The following is a 15,124-nucleotide window of genomic DNA, read 5'->3' as shown; positions in this document are numbered from 1 at the left end:
TTCAGGGGCCGCTGGTCGTGTGGACGGCCGTCACCAACGGCACGGCGGTGATGGCGGCGCCGACGGCGAGGGCGCCGAGTGCGCTGGCGCGGAGGCCGATGGCTCTGGCCGGTGACAGGCGGATCTGACCCGCCGGGTGTGTCGTGCCGTCCTCCGGGGTGGTGTCCGGGTCCTCGGTCGGCGACGTCTCGTTCGGCATGTGATGCCCCCAGGAACAATCAATGGCAGCTGGAAAGGAAGAAGTGAGCGGCAAGGCCGACATTATCGTTTCCGGGATGCGATCCGCAACAGGTGGCTGAGTTCGAACACGTCGATAGTGGGGAGCCATCCGGATTCGTTCGGATTCGTTCGGAATCATGGTGTGGCCGGGAGTTCGTGACCAGTATTCGATCAACTGTTTCCGCGTGGGAGGGGCTGGGGAATCATGGGTAATGGTTCGAACATCCGCCGGCTGGTCGCTGGTGTGTTCGCCACGGTTGGGCTGGTGTTGTCGGCCGGGGTCGCGAACGCCGCGCCTGCCGCGAACGCCGGGACGGTCGGTGTCCAGGGCGCGGTGCTCGGCCACATCTGTGAAGGCTCGTTCGGAAACGTGGAGAAGTTCGTGATCATCTCCGATGGCGGGATTCCCGCTGGCAGTTCGTGGGTGGTGAGCACCAACCGCGTCCCCAGTCCGTACACGTTCCGGGCGGTGTCCGATTCCGCGCTGGTCCAGGTGTCACCGCGCAGCCAGTCGTCGGTGTCGCTCCAGGCGCTGGCGACGATCCCGAGCGGCACGGTCGTCAAGGTGCAGCCGATGAACTTCTACACCGACTCCGTGCTCACCATCGAGGGCTACGGCGGTATGGACTCGTCCGCACCGTGGTGCTGACCACGCGCTACGGACCGTCCGGCGCGAGCGCGTCCAGGTCGTGGTCGAGGGCCTCTACTTCGTGGGCATTGCCCAGCACCGAGTAGATGTCCCGCGCCTGCCGCCAGGACCGTGCGGCGGCGACCGGATCCCGCAGCTTGGCCTGGACGGTGCCGAGCGCACGTAGGGTGTGTGCCTCCACGTGCGGGAGGCCGTGCCGGTGCTGCACGGCGAGTGAGCGGGTGAGCCGGTCCCGCGCACTCCCCAGGTCCCCGCGTGCGATGTCCAGTGTGGACATCGCACGCCAGGTCAGTGCGGCGCCGATCTCGCTGGACATGGCCTCCGCCAGGCTGTTCGCGGCGGCCAGTTCGTCGTCGGCGGTGGTACGTCCGGCCAGGGCCGACACCTCGCCCAGTTCGATCAGCATGAGCAGCTCGCTGGCCCGGACGCCCAGGCGCCGGGTGAGGGCGACGCCCTCGTTCAGGATCGCTGTGGCCTCCGCGTACCGCTTCCCGGCACGCCAGATGATCGCCAGCGTGCGCATCGCGACCAGCTCGTACCCGTTGTGCCCACGGCCGGTGACCCGCTCCAGCACCCGGGCGAAGTGTTCGGCCGCGACGTCGTCCTCGCCGCGCAGGCGGTGCAGGACTCCCAGAACGCCCAAGCCGGCCAGGTCGACCGGGCTGCCTGGTTCCGCGTGGTCGCGTGCCGAGGTCACCAGCTCGAACGCCTCGTCGAACGCGGCGCGTGCGATCGCGGCCACCGCGAGCAGGACCTGTGCCTGTGCGACGCCGTCGGTGAGCCCGGCCGCCCGGGCGATCTCCAGTGCCCGCATGGCGTACGCGGTCATCGTCTCGCCGCGCACCACCGGCAGGCTGTACAGGTGGGCGAGGTTGCGGGCCATCGTGAACGCGCCCACGCCCGCTGGCTCGCAGGCGTCGAGGCAGGCCAGGTGGGTCTCGCGCCAGTCGTCGTAGAGATCGCGGGTCTCGTAGAACCCGGCGCACGCGTCGGCGATCCGCCACGCGAGCTCCGGCAGACCCGATCCGGACGCCTGGAGCACGACCGCGCGGAGCTGGTCGCGCTCCGAGGTGAACCACGCCAGTGGGTCGGTGACCAACTCCGACGACGGCGGTGCGGTGGCGCTCACGTGCTCGGCGCGGGGCAGTGTCCGGTACGGCAGACGTCGGTCGGCCGCCGCCGCGAGCGCCAGCCAGCTCTCGAACACCCGTCGCGGCGCGGACCGCCGTTGGTCCTCGCCGAGATCGGCCCGCGCGCGTTCCGTCGCGTACAGCCGCACCAGGTCGTGCATCCGGTAGCGGGGCTCACCGGTCAGGTCGGTGCCGGTGGTCGTGAACAGCTGGGCCTCGGTCAGCTCGTCGAGCGCGAGCTCCGTCTCCTGCTGGGACAGGCCGGTGGCCACCCGCAGCACCCAACTCGCCACGGTGTCCGTCGTCACCAGGCCGAAGCACAGGAAGGTGTGCCGGGCGTGGGCGCCGAGGTCGGCGTAGGTCACGTCGAAGCACGCGCGAACCCCGAGGTCCGGCGTGGACAGGATGTCGAGTCGGGCCTTCTCGTCGGCGAGTCTGCTGGCGAACCGGGTGAGCGGGACGCCCTGGCGGCGGGCGATCCTGGCACCCGCGATCCTGATGGCGAGCGGTAGCCGGTCGCACAGTCCGACCACGGCCCGCGCGGACTCGCCGTCCCAGTCTCCTGGGTTGACGGCCGCGATCGTGCGGAGCAACGCCACCGCGTCCGTGCCGGGCAGCTGACCGAGGTCGAGTCGGGTCGCACCGGACAGTGTCGACAGCCGGGATCGGCTCGTCACGAGCACCCCGCACGACGCGGCCCCCGGCACCAGCCACCGGACCACCTCCTCCGAGGTCGCGTTGTCCAGGACCACCAGCACCCGCCGGCCCGCGGTTCTGCTGCGGTACATGGCGGTTCGTTCGTTCAGCCCGTCCGGCACCACGGAACGGTCGACCCCCAGGCCGACCAGGAACTGGGCCAGCACCTCCGCCGCGGTCGCGTTGGTGAGGTCCGCGAACAGCTGCCCGGCCGGGTACCGGGGCGCCAGCAGATGCGCCACGTGCACGGCGAGCGCCGTCTTGCCGGAGCCGCCCATGCCGCAGATGATCCGCACGGCGACCGCGCGGGCCGTGCCGGGGGAGCCGAGCGCGTCCGCCAGTTCGGTCAACTCGCGGTCCCGCCCGGTGAACTCGCTGATGTCGGGCGGTAGCTCGGCGGGCGCGTGGGTGTGCGGTGGCGGGATGACCACGGCCGCGATCTCCGGTGTCAGTGAGGCGAGCGAACCGGACAGCGGCCGGGTGCTCGCCACGATCGCCCGGACCTGTCCGTGCCGGTCGAGCGCGGCACCCACCGTGGCGAGCGCGGCCGGTGAGTCCACGTTGTCCACGATGACCAGGCCGGGCGTGTCGTCCAGCGCCGCGAGCAGCACGTCCTCGTCGTCGGCCGCCAGGTCGACCCGCACCGCGTCGACCGGCAACGACGCCAGCATGGCCGACCTCCCGGTGCCGGCGGGGCAGATCAGGTTGGCGACGCGGTGGGACCCACCCCGGCGCAGGGAGTCCAGCGCCGCGCTGACCTCCGGCGGCACCGACGGCGAGGCGGGCGCCGCCGGGCTGGCCGTCGGGCGGGACACGGCGCGGTGCGCCCGCCGCCAGGCGTCGCGCCCGACCTGATCCACACCGAGCGCGGCGACGATGTCGACCAGCAACTCGACGTCGATCCGCCGTCGCCCGGGGCGGAAACACTCGTAGACGGTCACCCGGCCAGGACGCTCCTCGGGCGGGGCGCCGCGTGCCGCGCGCACGGCGCCGACGCCCTTGGCCAACCGCGTGAACGACGGACTGCCGGCCCACGCCCGCAGGTCACACAGCCGTGCGGCCAGTTCGTCCACCGTGGCGACACCCTCCGGTGACGGTGGGTCGTCTGTGCCGCCCTCGGCCGCACCAGCGCTCACGTCCCCCACCGCGAACCCCCGTTCCGCGTCCCTCCTTGGTCGGAACCGATGGTCCCGCCGGTCCATGAAACCACGAAGTGTGGGACGTCGGGACGGATTCCGTGGATCTCGAACGGTGTCCGGCGATGGTGTGGCAGTTGGTCGAGGAACCCGGAGACCGGGGTACCCCCGACGCCGAGGTGAACATCGTGAAGGTGATGACGAAGACGAACCAGAACACGACCTTGCCGAACACCGTCGACGGCGTGACGTCGTCCGCGTCAACCGACACGTCCCCCAACAGTCCCAGTAGGACCGAACCGAGGCCGATCCCGCACCCTGAGGCGCTCTCGTGGGCGTCGTCGCGCGGGATTGCCCCTGGTGGCCTCCAGGCTGATCACGGGAAGGCCCCGCGTTCGCCGCGTCGGCCAGTGCTCGGTGAACAGGAGCGTGCCCGGACCGGTGTGACAGCGGACCGTAGGACGTTCCTGTCAGCGGGGGTACCAGGCGGACCACCACCGCCGGGTCGTCACCGCCTCCGCTTGCCTACGTGCCGAGCTCACTCGTGGCCGCCTGGTCCAGCGCGGTGATGACCCACTGCTCGAATTGGCTGTTCGATTGGGTCGCGGCGAGCCGCCACCGCGCGATCCGCTCGTCCTGGACGACCATTTTGGGCAGCGCCGTTGTCTCTTTCGATCGGCCGTACCGAATGCCCCGCAGATGCTGTCGTAGCTGGTTCCGGGACCAACCGCCCTGCTCGGCACGGTGCAGCCAGGAATCCTGTTCCGTCTCCGAGAGGGCCGCGACCTCGGCGTGGTGCTGAAAACTCAGCGAAGGCCGTCTGCGGGGGAGCGTGACGCGCCTGGCGACGGACGCGTAGTTGCGCAGCGTCTGGTAGTCCAGGCCGATGGCGTCGATCGCCTGCTTGTACCTGTTGGTGTAGCGCCGTTGGCCGTACACCAACCAGTCGCCGAGGCACCAGGCGAAGGAGTCGACGACGTGGGAGATCTGCCGGCCGGCCTGTTGCCACGAGTCGAAACTGACGTCCGCCGGGAACCGAAGCCCGACCTTCGTGGTGAGAATCTGGTCACGTGGTGGTGGTACTTCCGGGTGATTCTCCCTGACCATTCCTGGCGCGGGTCCAGGGCTGGTCAACACTTCCTGTCGTCGCATCAGGATTCCTCGTTGCCTTCGTCGCTGACCGGGCAGTGGTGTTCACCCTGCCAGCCGTCGTAGACATCCGTCAGACGTCTCACCGTCAGCGGCCGTCTAACCGCGACAGTGTAGTTTGTGACGCGCCGCTGAGCCGGGGACAGAGAGGCAGACGGTGACCCAACGCGCGAGCACCACAGTGGATTTCCGGATCCTGGGGCGTCTGGAGGTTCTCGTCCAGGACCAGCAGGTCACCGTCGTGGCAGGTCGGCAACGGGTGTTGCTCGCGTCGTTGTTGCTGCGTGCCAACGAGATCGTCCCTGTCGACGACCTGGTCGACCGGTTGTGGGGCACGAACCCGCCCCGCAGTCCCCGGCCGACCGTGCAGACCTACGTGCAGCGGCTGCGGCAGACCCTCGGAACCCCGGAACGAGTGGTCACCTCGCGGACCGGTTACCAGGTCCTCGTCGGGCCGGACGAACTGGACCTCGCGCGGTTCCGTGAGCACGTGGCACGCGCCTCGACCACCAGCGATCTCGCCGAGCGGTCCGGACTGCTCCAGGGCGCGCTGGAGCAGTGGCGGGGCAGGCCGCTGGTGGACGTGCCGTCCGAGAGCGTGCAGTCACAGGACGTCCCACACCTCGAGGCGGAGCGGCTCGAGGTGCTGGAGCGGTCCTTCGACGTCGAGTTGCGGCTCGGCAGGCACGCCGAGCTGATCCGCCAGCTCCAGGCGGTCAGCGAGGAACACCCGCTGCGTGAACGGTTCTCCGGTCAGCTGATGCTGGCGCTCTACCGGTCCGGTCGGCAGGCCGAGGCGTTCGCCGTGTTCCACAAGGTCGCGCGGGCGCTGGCCGAGCAGCTCGGTGTGGACCCCGGAGAGGAGCTCCGTACGCTGCACCAGGCGATCCTGACCGGTGATCCGTCGGTCGCGGCACCGCAGCCCGTCGAGGTGGTCGCCGCCGCCGGCGCGCACCACCACGCCTCACCCCGCCAGCTGCCACCGGACCTGCGTGACTTCGTCGGCCGGGACGAGCTGATCGGACAGATCGCCAGCATCCTCGAACCGGACGCGACGGCCGGCGTGCCGCTGGTCGTGATCACCGGACCCCCGGGTGCCGGCAAGACCGCGCTGGCGGTCCGGGTCGCGCACGAGTTGGCCGCGAAGTTCCCGGACGGCCAGCTCTACGCCGACCTGCGTGGATATTCAGTCACCCCCGCGCTGACGCCGCAGCAGGTCATCTCCCGGTTCCTGGTCTCGCTCGGTGTCCCCGGTCTGGCCGTGCCGTCGGACCTGGACGAGGTGACCACGCTGTACCGGACGTTGCTCGCGAACCGCCGGGTGCTCGTGCTGCTGGACAACGCGGCCGTGCCGACCCAGGTCCGCCCGCTGCTGCCCAGCGCGCCCGGCTGCGCGGTGCTGGTCACCAGTCGCAACGAGCTTCGCGGCCTGACCGCACTGCAGGGCTCGCGGCCGGTGAACCTGGACGTCCTGCCGCCGGCCCAGTCCTACGCGGTGCTCGCCGCGATCGTCGGCGCGGACCGCGTCGGCGCGGAACCCGACGCCACGGCGGACATCGCCGCGCAGTGCGGCCACCTGCCGCTGGCACTGCGCATCGCGGCGGCGAACCTTCTCGCGCGTCCCAGAAGCAGCGTCGGCGAGTTCGCGGAGGAACTGCGGCAGGGCAACCTGTTGGCCAGGCTCGCGATCGACGGCGACGACGAGGCCGCCGTCCGGGGCGCGTTCGAGCTGTCCTACACCACCCTGTCGGCGCCGGTCGCGCGGCTGTTCCGATTACTCGGCCTGGTGCCGGGGTCCGCCTTCGACGTCGACGCGGTCGCCGCACTCGGGGACGTGCCGGTGGAACAGGCCGCGCGCCTGCTCGACCAGCTCACCGCCGCCAACCTCGTCGGTCGGTCGGCGAGCACCCGCTTCCACCTCCACGACCTGCTCCGGCTCTACGCCGTCGAGCGGTGCCGCCTCGAGGAGGACGAGGTGTCGATCGCCCAGGCCACGGATCGGCTCTACCGCTTCTACCTCGTGCGCGTGGACGCTGCGGCGCGCCTGCTGTACCCGGTGTGGCTCACCCTGTTGCGCCCGGAGCGGACCGGTCCGGGCGCCCGGTTCACGCACTCGTCGCGCGCGCTGGCCTGGATGGACCAGGAGTTCCTGAACATCACCGCGGCGATCACGCACGCCTGCGTGACGGGGCCGACCCAGCTGGCGTGGGCAATGGCGGAGTTGTTGCGCCCGTACCTGGTCACGCAGGGCCGCTACCGCGCGGAAGGGCTGTCGGCCTGTCACGCCGTGCTGGACGCGGCCACCGAGGCGGGCAACCACCGTGCGGTCGCGGCCATGAACAACACGCTCGGCGCCGTGTACAACCGGCACGCCGAGTACCCGCGTGCGATGCGGCACTACCGCGAGGAACTGCGTGCCCACCGGGCCGACGGGTTCGCCGTCGGCCAGGCGCGGGCGCTGGTCGCCATCGGCAACATCAGCCAGGCGATGGGCGATCTGGACGAGGGCGCGCGGCACATCCGGGACGGCCTGCGGCTGGCCGAGGAGAACGGCAGCCGGTCGGTGTCCTGTCTGGCCTGGATGAACCTGGGTTTCGTGGAGTTGCAGCGCGGCAACCTGGATGCCGCGGAGCACGCGGCCAGGCAGGCGGTGCCGTTGTGCGACGACGAAGGCGGCCGGATCGCGGAGGGGGAGTGCCGCGCCATCCTCGGTGAACTGCTGCTGCGGCGCGGCCGGTGCACCGAGGCGATCGCCGAGTTCGGCAAGGCCCGCTTCCTGTACCTGAGAAACGCCGTTCGTCACTACGAGGCCGACGTGTTGGGGTTGCTCGCACTGGCCCACCGCGAGCTGGGCGACTACCCGGCGGGCTGCCGGTACGCGGAGGCGGCGGCCTCCATGGCCAACCGGTCCAGCGCGCACGACGAGGAGGCGGACGCCCTCGCCATCCTCGGCTCGATCTACCTGCGCCTCGGTCACGACGCCCGGGCTCTGACCACGTTCGACACCGCCCTGGCACTCGCCAGACGGATCGGGCACGTCCGGGCCGAGATCGTCGCCCTGCACGGCTTCGCCGAGCACAGCAGGAAGTCCGGCGATCCGGGGGCGGCGGTCGCTCATGCCAGGACCGCGCTGGAGCGGAGCCGGTCGGCGGGATTCCAGACCCTGGAAGGGCAGACCGAGACGCTGCTCGGCTGGATCCGGTTCGACCTGCGTGAGTTCGCCGTGGCTGCCGAGCACGCCTGGCGGGCGGCCGAGATCCACCAGCGCACCGGAGGTCGCCTCGACCACGCCAGAGCCCTGCACGTCCTGGGACTCGCCCACCGGGCGCGGGACGACGCCGGGGCGGCACGCCGGGCCTGGCGGCAGGCGCTGACGTCGTTACCGGAGACCGGAACGACGCCGGAGATCGCCGAATACCGGAGACTGCTTTCCTCAGTCGACCCGGCGCACTGAGATCGGTACCGTTCCCGAGGTGGCGGGATCGTGGCACAACAGCACCACGGTGGTCGTCGGATGTGCAATCGTGGTGACCGCTCCGTTCTGGTGGGAGCCGCGCGTGGTCGTCAACTCCTGGGCGTCGGTATAGGCCGTGTAGCCGGTCATGAGATTTCGCAGAGTCATAGGTGAAGTATATTCCCGAGCTCGGGTGATGTCATCTCCCGGAACGGTGCTCTTGGATCTGTCCCGGCTGTGTCGAATTCATTGGTGAGCATCCTCTCCAGTGAGCCGGTTGGATTTCTCGAGTATTCCACCAGTGCGGTGGAAACGACCAGGGAACGGTGCTCGCCGAAACTCAGTCCCCGGTAGCCGGGCCGGCGGTCGGTCGGTTCCCAGGCCACGGACACCCCACTGCCCAGCGGTTCGGTGTAGGGCGACACCTCCTCGCCACGGCCTCCGACGGGCCCGACAGCGGCCGCGATTCTCGCCGCGGCGTGCCAGGCGTGCCGACCGAGGTAGACGACCGCCGCGTCCCGCCTCGGCAGGTTGACGCGCACGGAGGTCATCTTCGCCCGGTACGGCACGCCGAGGCCCTCCAACACGGTCAACGTCGCCCCCAGCACCGCCGGCGCGGCGCACGACGACCGCACGTTGAGGTAGACCCGTAGCACGGGACCGTTGTCGAGGCCGTGCCCGGCCGACCCGTCGACCAGCAGGAAACCCGGTGACAACCGTGGCCGCACACAGTCCACGAGCAGTTCGACGTGCGCACCGGTGGCCAGGCCGGCCGCGCCGGAGACCGGCAGTCGCACCAGGACACCGTCGAGCGTGACGACCACGGTGTCGCCGGCCGTCCCGGTGACCGACGTGGTCACACGCGTCCGGGTGTGGGGCACCACGGCCCGCAGCCGTTCCTCGAGGTCCTCGTCGGTGAGATCCCGGGAGGTGGCGGGCTGCCCCCCGCTCCGCCCGGCGTGCAGCCGGTCGTAGAGCGCCCCGGACAGCAGCCTGCGCAGCTCGTCCGGTGAGGTCGCCGTCAGCTCGTGGTCCCCGACCCGGGCCGTCAGCGTGGCGAGGTCCACCCGCACCTGACGCAGGTGGTCGAGCAGACGCCTCACGAGTCGCTCCCCAGACCCAGCTCCGCGACGAACCGGTGCGGTGCGAGCACAGCGGTCCGGCCGACACCGGCGGCGGCCCGGTCGATGGCCGACAACCGGGCACGGGTGTGCGCGTGGGCGAACGCGCGGGTGAACTGGTGCCAGCCCGCGAAGGCGACCGCGCGCGCGGCCAGGTCCGGGTCGGTGCGGTCGGTCGCGTGGGTGTACGACCGCCAGAACGTGCGGATGAGCGGGCGGACCTCGGCGAACCCGGTGGCCGCACGGGTCACGACCTCGTCGTGGGTCAGGTCGGTGTCGGCGGCGTCGAGCCGGGCGATCGCGCGGTGGAGCCACTCGCCAACGTAGGCGCCGACGTCCCTGGCCGGGTCGGCCAGCCGCAGTTCCTCCCAGTCGGTCAGGTACAGCCGGCCGTCGTGGTCCACGAACTGGTCAAGTCGCAGATCGCAGTGCGCCGGCGCGGGGGCGGCACGGTCCTGGGCCCGACGCAGGGCGCGGATCGCCTCGGGCAGCTCCCGGTCGTTCTGCACGAGCCGCCACAGCTCCAGCTCGGCGGCCGTCGCGGCGGCGAACTCGGGCCAGGTCAACGCCGCCGGTGGGTGCGGGAACGGCGGCGCGGGCGGGCCAGGGGCCAGGCGCGCCGAGTGCAGGGTCGCGAGCAGCCGGCCGGCCTGTTCGGCCCTGCGGTCATCGAAGTCGCCGTCGGCGGCCAGGTCCGCGCCGCTGCGGGAGGGCGTGAGCAGTTCGAACACGATCAGCCGGGCGTGCGGGTCCCAACCGAGGCACCGTGGTGAAACGAGGTCGAACCGGCCGGCGAGCCGTTCGGTCTCGACCGCGATGGCACGGCGGAAGCGGTTCGTCGCGACCCGCTCGTCGCCGCCGATCTGTTTGACGAAGACACGGACACCGGCACTGGTCGTGCCGGCCCAGTTCGGGTTGCGGCCCGCACAGGTCGTGACGGCGTCACCGGCGAGGGTGCCGAGTCCGAGACGGGTGAGCGTGTCGTTCAGTTGGGACATCCGATGCGGATCCGTGGTGCGCGAAATGGTGTCTCCCCGAATTGTGGGCCCGGACAGCCTGCCAGGCGACCGTCCGGTCCCGCCAGGGATCGTGCCGGTCGGGTTGTACCGCCGGCGGTACAACCGAAATCCCGACGCGCGGCCGGTGGACGTTCGTCGGCCGATTGCTTACGATCGACGAGACGCGGCGATGAATTCTCCGAAACCGCCGGAAAATCCTTCCTCTGGGGATGATGAATCATGTCTGGGTTGGCCTTGGCGCCTGCCGCGCACATTGTGGAGAACGACCAGACAAAGGCGTTCTTCGATCGGTCTGAATGCCGCCCTTTGAACACCGACCTGTCTGGGTACGCCCGTTTTCGGGAGTGGTTCACCCGGCCGTTGCTGGCCCGCCCCACCATTCTCGACGACGCGCAGACCCGGCAGCTCGGCACGGACCTGCCGGCGATGTTGTCCATTCTCCAGTCGCTCCCGCAACGACTCTTCGACGGCGACCAGCTGGCCTTCGCCCGCGCCATCGGGTGGACCCAGCGCAGCGTTGCCCATGCCCTGGAACACCTGTCGGGACCACCGGTCCCACTGGGCCGCGCCGACCTCGTGAACACGCCGTCGGGGTTCCAGATGGTCGAGTACAACACCTCCAGCTCCCTCGGATCGTTCGAGTTCGGTGAGCTGTGCCGCGCGGTCCTGACCGACGACGCGTTCGGACCGTTCGCCGAGAGCGCGGGGCTCTACCACGTGGACCCGCTCGCGTCGATGGTCGACACCCTGCTGAGCACGACCGGCCACGGGCCGGCGGACCGCCCGGTCATCGCCCTGGTCGAGTGGCCGACCACGCCCATCTCGGTCAACTCCTCGCTGTTCGTCGACCTGATGGTGGACCTGGGCTTCCGGGTCGTGGCGGGCACCCTCGACGAGCTGTCGCTGACCGGGGACGGGTTGTTCCTCGGCGACGTCCGGATCGACATCGTCTACCGGGTGTTCCTGCTCAAGGCGATCGCCGACGATCCGGCGGCGCCCGAGGTGCTGGCGACGCTCATCGAAGCGGTCCGCGCCGGCGCCGTCGGGCTGTTCTCCCCGGTCAACGCCGACCTCTACGGGACCAAGACGTGCATGGCGCTGGTCAGTGACGAGCGCAACCGGCAGCGGTTCACGCCCGGCGAGCTGGAGATCATCGACCGGGTGCTCCCGTGGACCCGGTCGATGGCGGACCCGGCGATCACCGAGTACGTGCTGGCCCATCGCGAGGAGTTGGTGCTGAAGCCGAGCATCGGCCACGCCGGCCTGGGCGTGGTCGCCGGCTGGCTGCGCACACCCGAGGAATGGGCGGTGGACGTGCGGACGGCGCTGCGTGGCGAGTTCGTCGTGCAGCGCAGGGCCCGGTCGGTGGCCGAGCGGTTTCCCGGTGCGGCGCCGGGTGATCCGCACTCCGCGTGCTTCCTTCACTGGGGAATGTTCGTCACCGGCGGTGGCCTCGCCGGCGGTTTCGTCAAGGGGCTGCTCGACCGGGCGCAGGACGTCCGCTACCTCGGGGACGGGTCGCACGTGGGCTGCGTCTTCCACTCCACCACCTGAAGGACACGGTGTGATCATCAACTCGAAGGAACGGCTGGAAACCGTTCTCGACGCGCAGCGGGAGTTCCGCGCGCTTCACGGGCGACCGGTGACCGAGCAGTTCTACCGGGAGAAGACAGCCGCCTGCTGGACCCGGGCACGGGCGACACCTGCCTACCGGGACATCGGCGACTACTCGTGGGCGTCGCTGACCGCCCTTCCCGTCACGACGAAGGACCAGCTCAAGGCGGACCCCTGGCGGTTCGGCGCCGCGCGGCTCGACGAGAGCACGAAGTACTACGAGACCAGCGGCACGACCGGCCGGTCGACACCGACGCCCCGGCTCGCGGCCGACATCATCTGGAACACCGTGTCCGTGGCGAGCGCGTGGGGCGAGGTCATCGGCGCGGGGGACCGGGTGATCAACCTGCTCCCGTCGGACGTCGTCCCGGCGGGCGACCTGGTGACGTCGGTGTGCGAGTACCTGGACGTGCCCGTCGCCCGGGCCTACCCCTTCGCCACCGGTATCTCGGACTGGGACCGCCTGGCCACCCTGGTCGCGAACTTCGAGCCGACGGTCCTGTTCCTCTCGCCCGGGGTCGCGCTGCAGGCCACCGGTCTGTACCTCAGGCGCGGGCAACTGGCGGAGTTGAGCCGGTCGGTGCGGTCGATCATGCTGCTCGGCGAGGTGTGCGTACCGGCGCTGCGCACCCGGCTCGGCCAGTGGTGGGGCGCCACGGCGCTCGACGCCAGCTACGGCAGTACCGAGACCGGAACCCTGGCGGCGACCTGCCAGGCCGGTGGTCTGCACCTGCTGACCGCCGCCAACCACTTCGAGCTGGCCGGCGACGGGGGCCCGCGACCGTGGACGGCGCCCGGCACGGGCCGGCTCGTCGTCACCCCGTTGAACCTGCACGCGCGGCCGCTGCTGCGGTACGACACCGGCGACGAGGTCTCGCTGTCCACCGGCTGCGACTGCGGCCGGGTGAGTCCGGTCGTGACGGTGCTCGGGCGCAGCTCGGACGGTCAACGGGTGCGGAACGGGACACTCTCGCCGCACCTGGTCGAGGAGATCGTCTACGGCGCGACCACGGCGCTGGGCTACCTGGTGGAGATCGACCGGGCGGGGACGGGGTTCCGGCTGTTGCTGGAACGGTCACCGGAGGCCGACCGCGCCGGTGAGGAGGCGTCGGTGAGCGCGGTGCGCGCCGCGTTCCGCGACCGGGCCGGGCTCGACTGCGACCAGGTCCTGTTCGTCAACGCGCTGCCCAGCACCACGAAGAGCGGTGGCTCGCTCAAGAACTGGAAGCGCTCGAACTTCCGGGTCGTGGACACGTGGTGAGGACCGAGGCGTTCCCCTCGGTGGCGATCACCGGCACCGCCGACCTGTGGTGTACCTACGCGGCGATCCGCACCCTGACCTGGCTGGGGCGCCTCGACGACGCGCCGGGACGGGCCGACAGCGCGGACTACCTGCGCGCCCGGCGCAACGCGGACGGCGGCTACGCCTGGAGCCGGGGCATGCCCTCGGACGCTTGGGCGACGTTCTACTGCGCGGCCTCCCTCGCCGCCCTCGGCGAGACGCTGCCGGACAGCGACCGGACCGCGGCGTGGGTGCGCGGCACCTGGTCGGACAGTTCCGCCGGCGCCGCCTACGCCATGATGCCCGGCCAGGCGCCCGACGTGTGGGCCACGCACTTCTCGACCAGGACCGCGATCGAACTGTGCGGCGACGACGTGCCCGACCGCGACCGGCTCCTGGCGTGGCTGGCCGCCCTGCAGACCGCCGACGGTGGCCTGAGCTGGTCGCCGGAACACGGTGACGCGGACGTCCGCGCCTGCTACTACGGAGTGGCGGCCTGGCGGGCGCTGAACACCGAACTCCCGTGGGACGTGCCGGCCCTGGTGGCCTGGCTGCGGCGCCAGCAGGTCGCGGGTGGTGGGTTCCGGTTCGGTCCGGACGCGCAGGTGCCCTGTCTGTGGGCGACCTACCGCGCGGTCGGCGCGCTGGCGATGCTGGGCGCGGCGCCGGCCGGGGACTGCGTGACCTGGATCCTCGGACGCTTGGGCGACGGTGGTTTCACGCGCTGGGACGGCTATCCGGTCGCGGACGTGTGGGCCGCGTTCAGCGCGGTCGGCGCCCTGAGGGACCTCGGCGGCGTCCCCCACGACGTCGCGGACGCGGTGGTGGCGGCGCTGGCCGGGATGGCCTGTCCCGGCGGCGGATACACCTACCGGGAGCCGGAACTGGCGGCCGACGCGTTGCGGGTGGCCGCGGGTGCCCTGTCGTCGGCTCCCGACGACCCCGGGTTGCCACGGATGCGGCGCTGGCTTGAGGCCTGCCAACTGCCCAACGAGGGCGGGCTGATGTACATGCCGGGTCGGGGTGCCGAGATCCGCTGCACGCTGTGGGCGCTGGCAGCGGGCGCCTTCCCGGACGACGGACCTTCCCGGCAGGCGATCCGGGACTGGTTGGCGCGACTGCAGAACCCGGACGGTGGCTTCGGGTACTGGCACGGCCGCGGCTCCGACCTCGTGTCGACCGCGTCGGCCGTCGAGATCGCCAGGTTGCTGGACGGGACGGTGGACACCGGGCGGCTCGCCGCGTTCGTGCGGCGGTGTGCGACCGACGACGGGCACGGCAACGTGCCCGGCGCCCCCGCGACGCTGCGCGCCGGGCTGCACGCGGCCCGCGTCCTCGGTGGACCGACCCCGCGCGTGGTCGCCGAACTGCTTGCCCGTCACCGGGTCCGTGGCGGTGGGTGGGCGAACCAGGGCAACCGGCTGCCGGACCTGCTGTCCACCTACGAGGCGGTCGCCACCGCCGACCGGTTCGGGATCCCGGTCGAGGGCGTGGACGCGTTCCTGGCCAGGACCGCGACGCCGGCGGGTGCCTCGTGGAGCCCGCTGGACCCCGGCGACAGCGACCCCCTCGCCGGATGCCTGCATCGACTGCTCCGGAAGCGGTTCGTGGATCCGTCGTGCGAACTGCCCGCCCTGACCCTGTCCTGAGGTGCG

Annotated in this window: 11 protein-coding genes; 5 read left to right on the top strand and 6 right to left on the bottom strand. The window is 71.3% G+C overall.

The features are described 5' to 3' along the window. Position 1 precedes the first annotated feature (1 nt). Entirely contained in the window at positions 2-199 is a 198-nt protein-coding gene (locus tag BLA60_RS27765) for a hypothetical protein (RefSeq protein ID WP_075135960.1), read from the bottom strand. Between the two features lie 225 nt (positions 200-424). Between BLA60_RS27765 and BLA60_RS27760 the strand changes: the two genes are divergently transcribed. Further along, positions 425-868, top strand: coding sequence for a hypothetical protein (locus BLA60_RS27760; protein WP_154814655.1), 444 nt, complete (start codon positions 425-427; stop codon positions 866-868). Positions 869-875: 7 nt separating this feature from the next. On the opposite strand, the gene BLA60_RS27755 is transcribed toward BLA60_RS27760, so the two are convergent. After that, the gene (locus tag BLA60_RS27755) at positions 876-3,830 is read right to left on the bottom strand and encodes an ATP-binding protein (RefSeq protein WP_154814654.1); all 2,955 of its coding nucleotides are present in this window, start codon (positions 3,828-3,830) and stop codon (positions 876-878) included. A 525-nt stretch (positions 3,831-4,355) separates the two neighbouring features. Further along, positions 4,356-4,982, bottom strand: coding sequence for an LmbU family transcriptional regulator (locus BLA60_RS27750; RefSeq protein ID WP_245812181.1), 627 nt, complete (start codon positions 4,980-4,982; stop codon positions 4,356-4,358). 154 nt (positions 4,983-5,136) lie between these two features. On the opposite strand from BLA60_RS27750, the gene BLA60_RS27745 reads away from it, so the two are divergent. Further along, positions 5,137-8,433 (top strand): AfsR/SARP family transcriptional regulator, encoded by a 3,297-nt coding sequence (locus BLA60_RS27745; protein ID WP_084735321.1) that lies wholly within the window; start codon positions 5,137-5,139, stop codon positions 8,431-8,433. Here the strand turns inward: BLA60_RS27745 and BLA60_RS43660 are convergent. The 3 genes from BLA60_RS43660 to lxmK are packed head-to-tail and all read right to left on the bottom strand — an operon-like array spanning position 8,413 to position 10,552. Further along, positions 8,413-8,601: an LxmA leader domain family RiPP gene (locus tag BLA60_RS43660; RefSeq protein WP_154814653.1), complete on the bottom strand. Its 189-nt coding sequence runs from the start codon at positions 8,599-8,601 to the stop codon at positions 8,413-8,415. The two genes, BLA60_RS27745 and BLA60_RS43660, sit on opposite strands and share 21 nt — an antisense overlap. After that, entirely contained in the window at positions 8,598-9,536 is a 939-nt protein-coding gene (locus BLA60_RS27740; RefSeq protein WP_075135956.1) for a T3SS effector HopA1 family protein, read from the bottom strand. Before BLA60_RS27740 ends, BLA60_RS43660 begins: the two co-directional genes overlap by 4 nt. Beyond that, positions 9,533-10,552, bottom strand: coding sequence for a class V lanthionine synthetase subunit LxmK (gene lxmK / locus BLA60_RS27735; protein ID WP_084735320.1), 1,020 nt, complete (start codon positions 10,550-10,552; stop codon positions 9,533-9,535). The genes BLA60_RS27740 and lxmK overlap by 4 nt, the downstream gene beginning before the upstream one ends. Positions 10,553-10,879: 327 nt before the next feature. Between lxmK and BLA60_RS27730 the strand changes: the two genes are divergently transcribed. From BLA60_RS27730 to BLA60_RS27720, 3 genes are read left to right on the top strand one after another with little or no spacing between them, the layout of a single operon-like run. After that, complete coding sequence (locus BLA60_RS27730; RefSeq protein WP_154814652.1) at positions 10,880-12,127, top strand: hypothetical protein; 1,248 nt, start codon at positions 10,880-10,882, stop codon at positions 12,125-12,127. 10 nt (positions 12,128-12,137) lie between these two features. Then, on the top strand, positions 12,138-13,448 hold the full coding sequence (locus tag BLA60_RS27725) for a phenylacetate--CoA ligase family protein (RefSeq protein WP_075135954.1): 1,311 nt from the start codon (positions 12,138-12,140) through the stop codon (positions 13,446-13,448). After that, positions 13,445-15,118, top strand: a complete 1,674-nt coding sequence (locus tag BLA60_RS27720; protein WP_245812179.1) for a prenyltransferase/squalene oxidase repeat-containing protein — start codon at positions 13,445-13,447, stop codon at positions 15,116-15,118. Before BLA60_RS27725 ends, BLA60_RS27720 begins: the two co-directional genes overlap by 4 nt. Positions 15,119-15,124: the final 6 nt, after the last annotated feature.

The organism is Actinophytocola xinjiangensis (genome assembly GCF_001921215.1).
In the GTDB taxonomy this organism is placed as follows: domain Bacteria; phylum Actinomycetota; class Actinomycetes; order Mycobacteriales; family Pseudonocardiaceae; genus Actinophytocola; species Actinophytocola xinjiangensis.
Note: the sequence above shows the minus strand (reverse complement) of the source record. Positions and strands in the feature narration are given on the sequence as shown.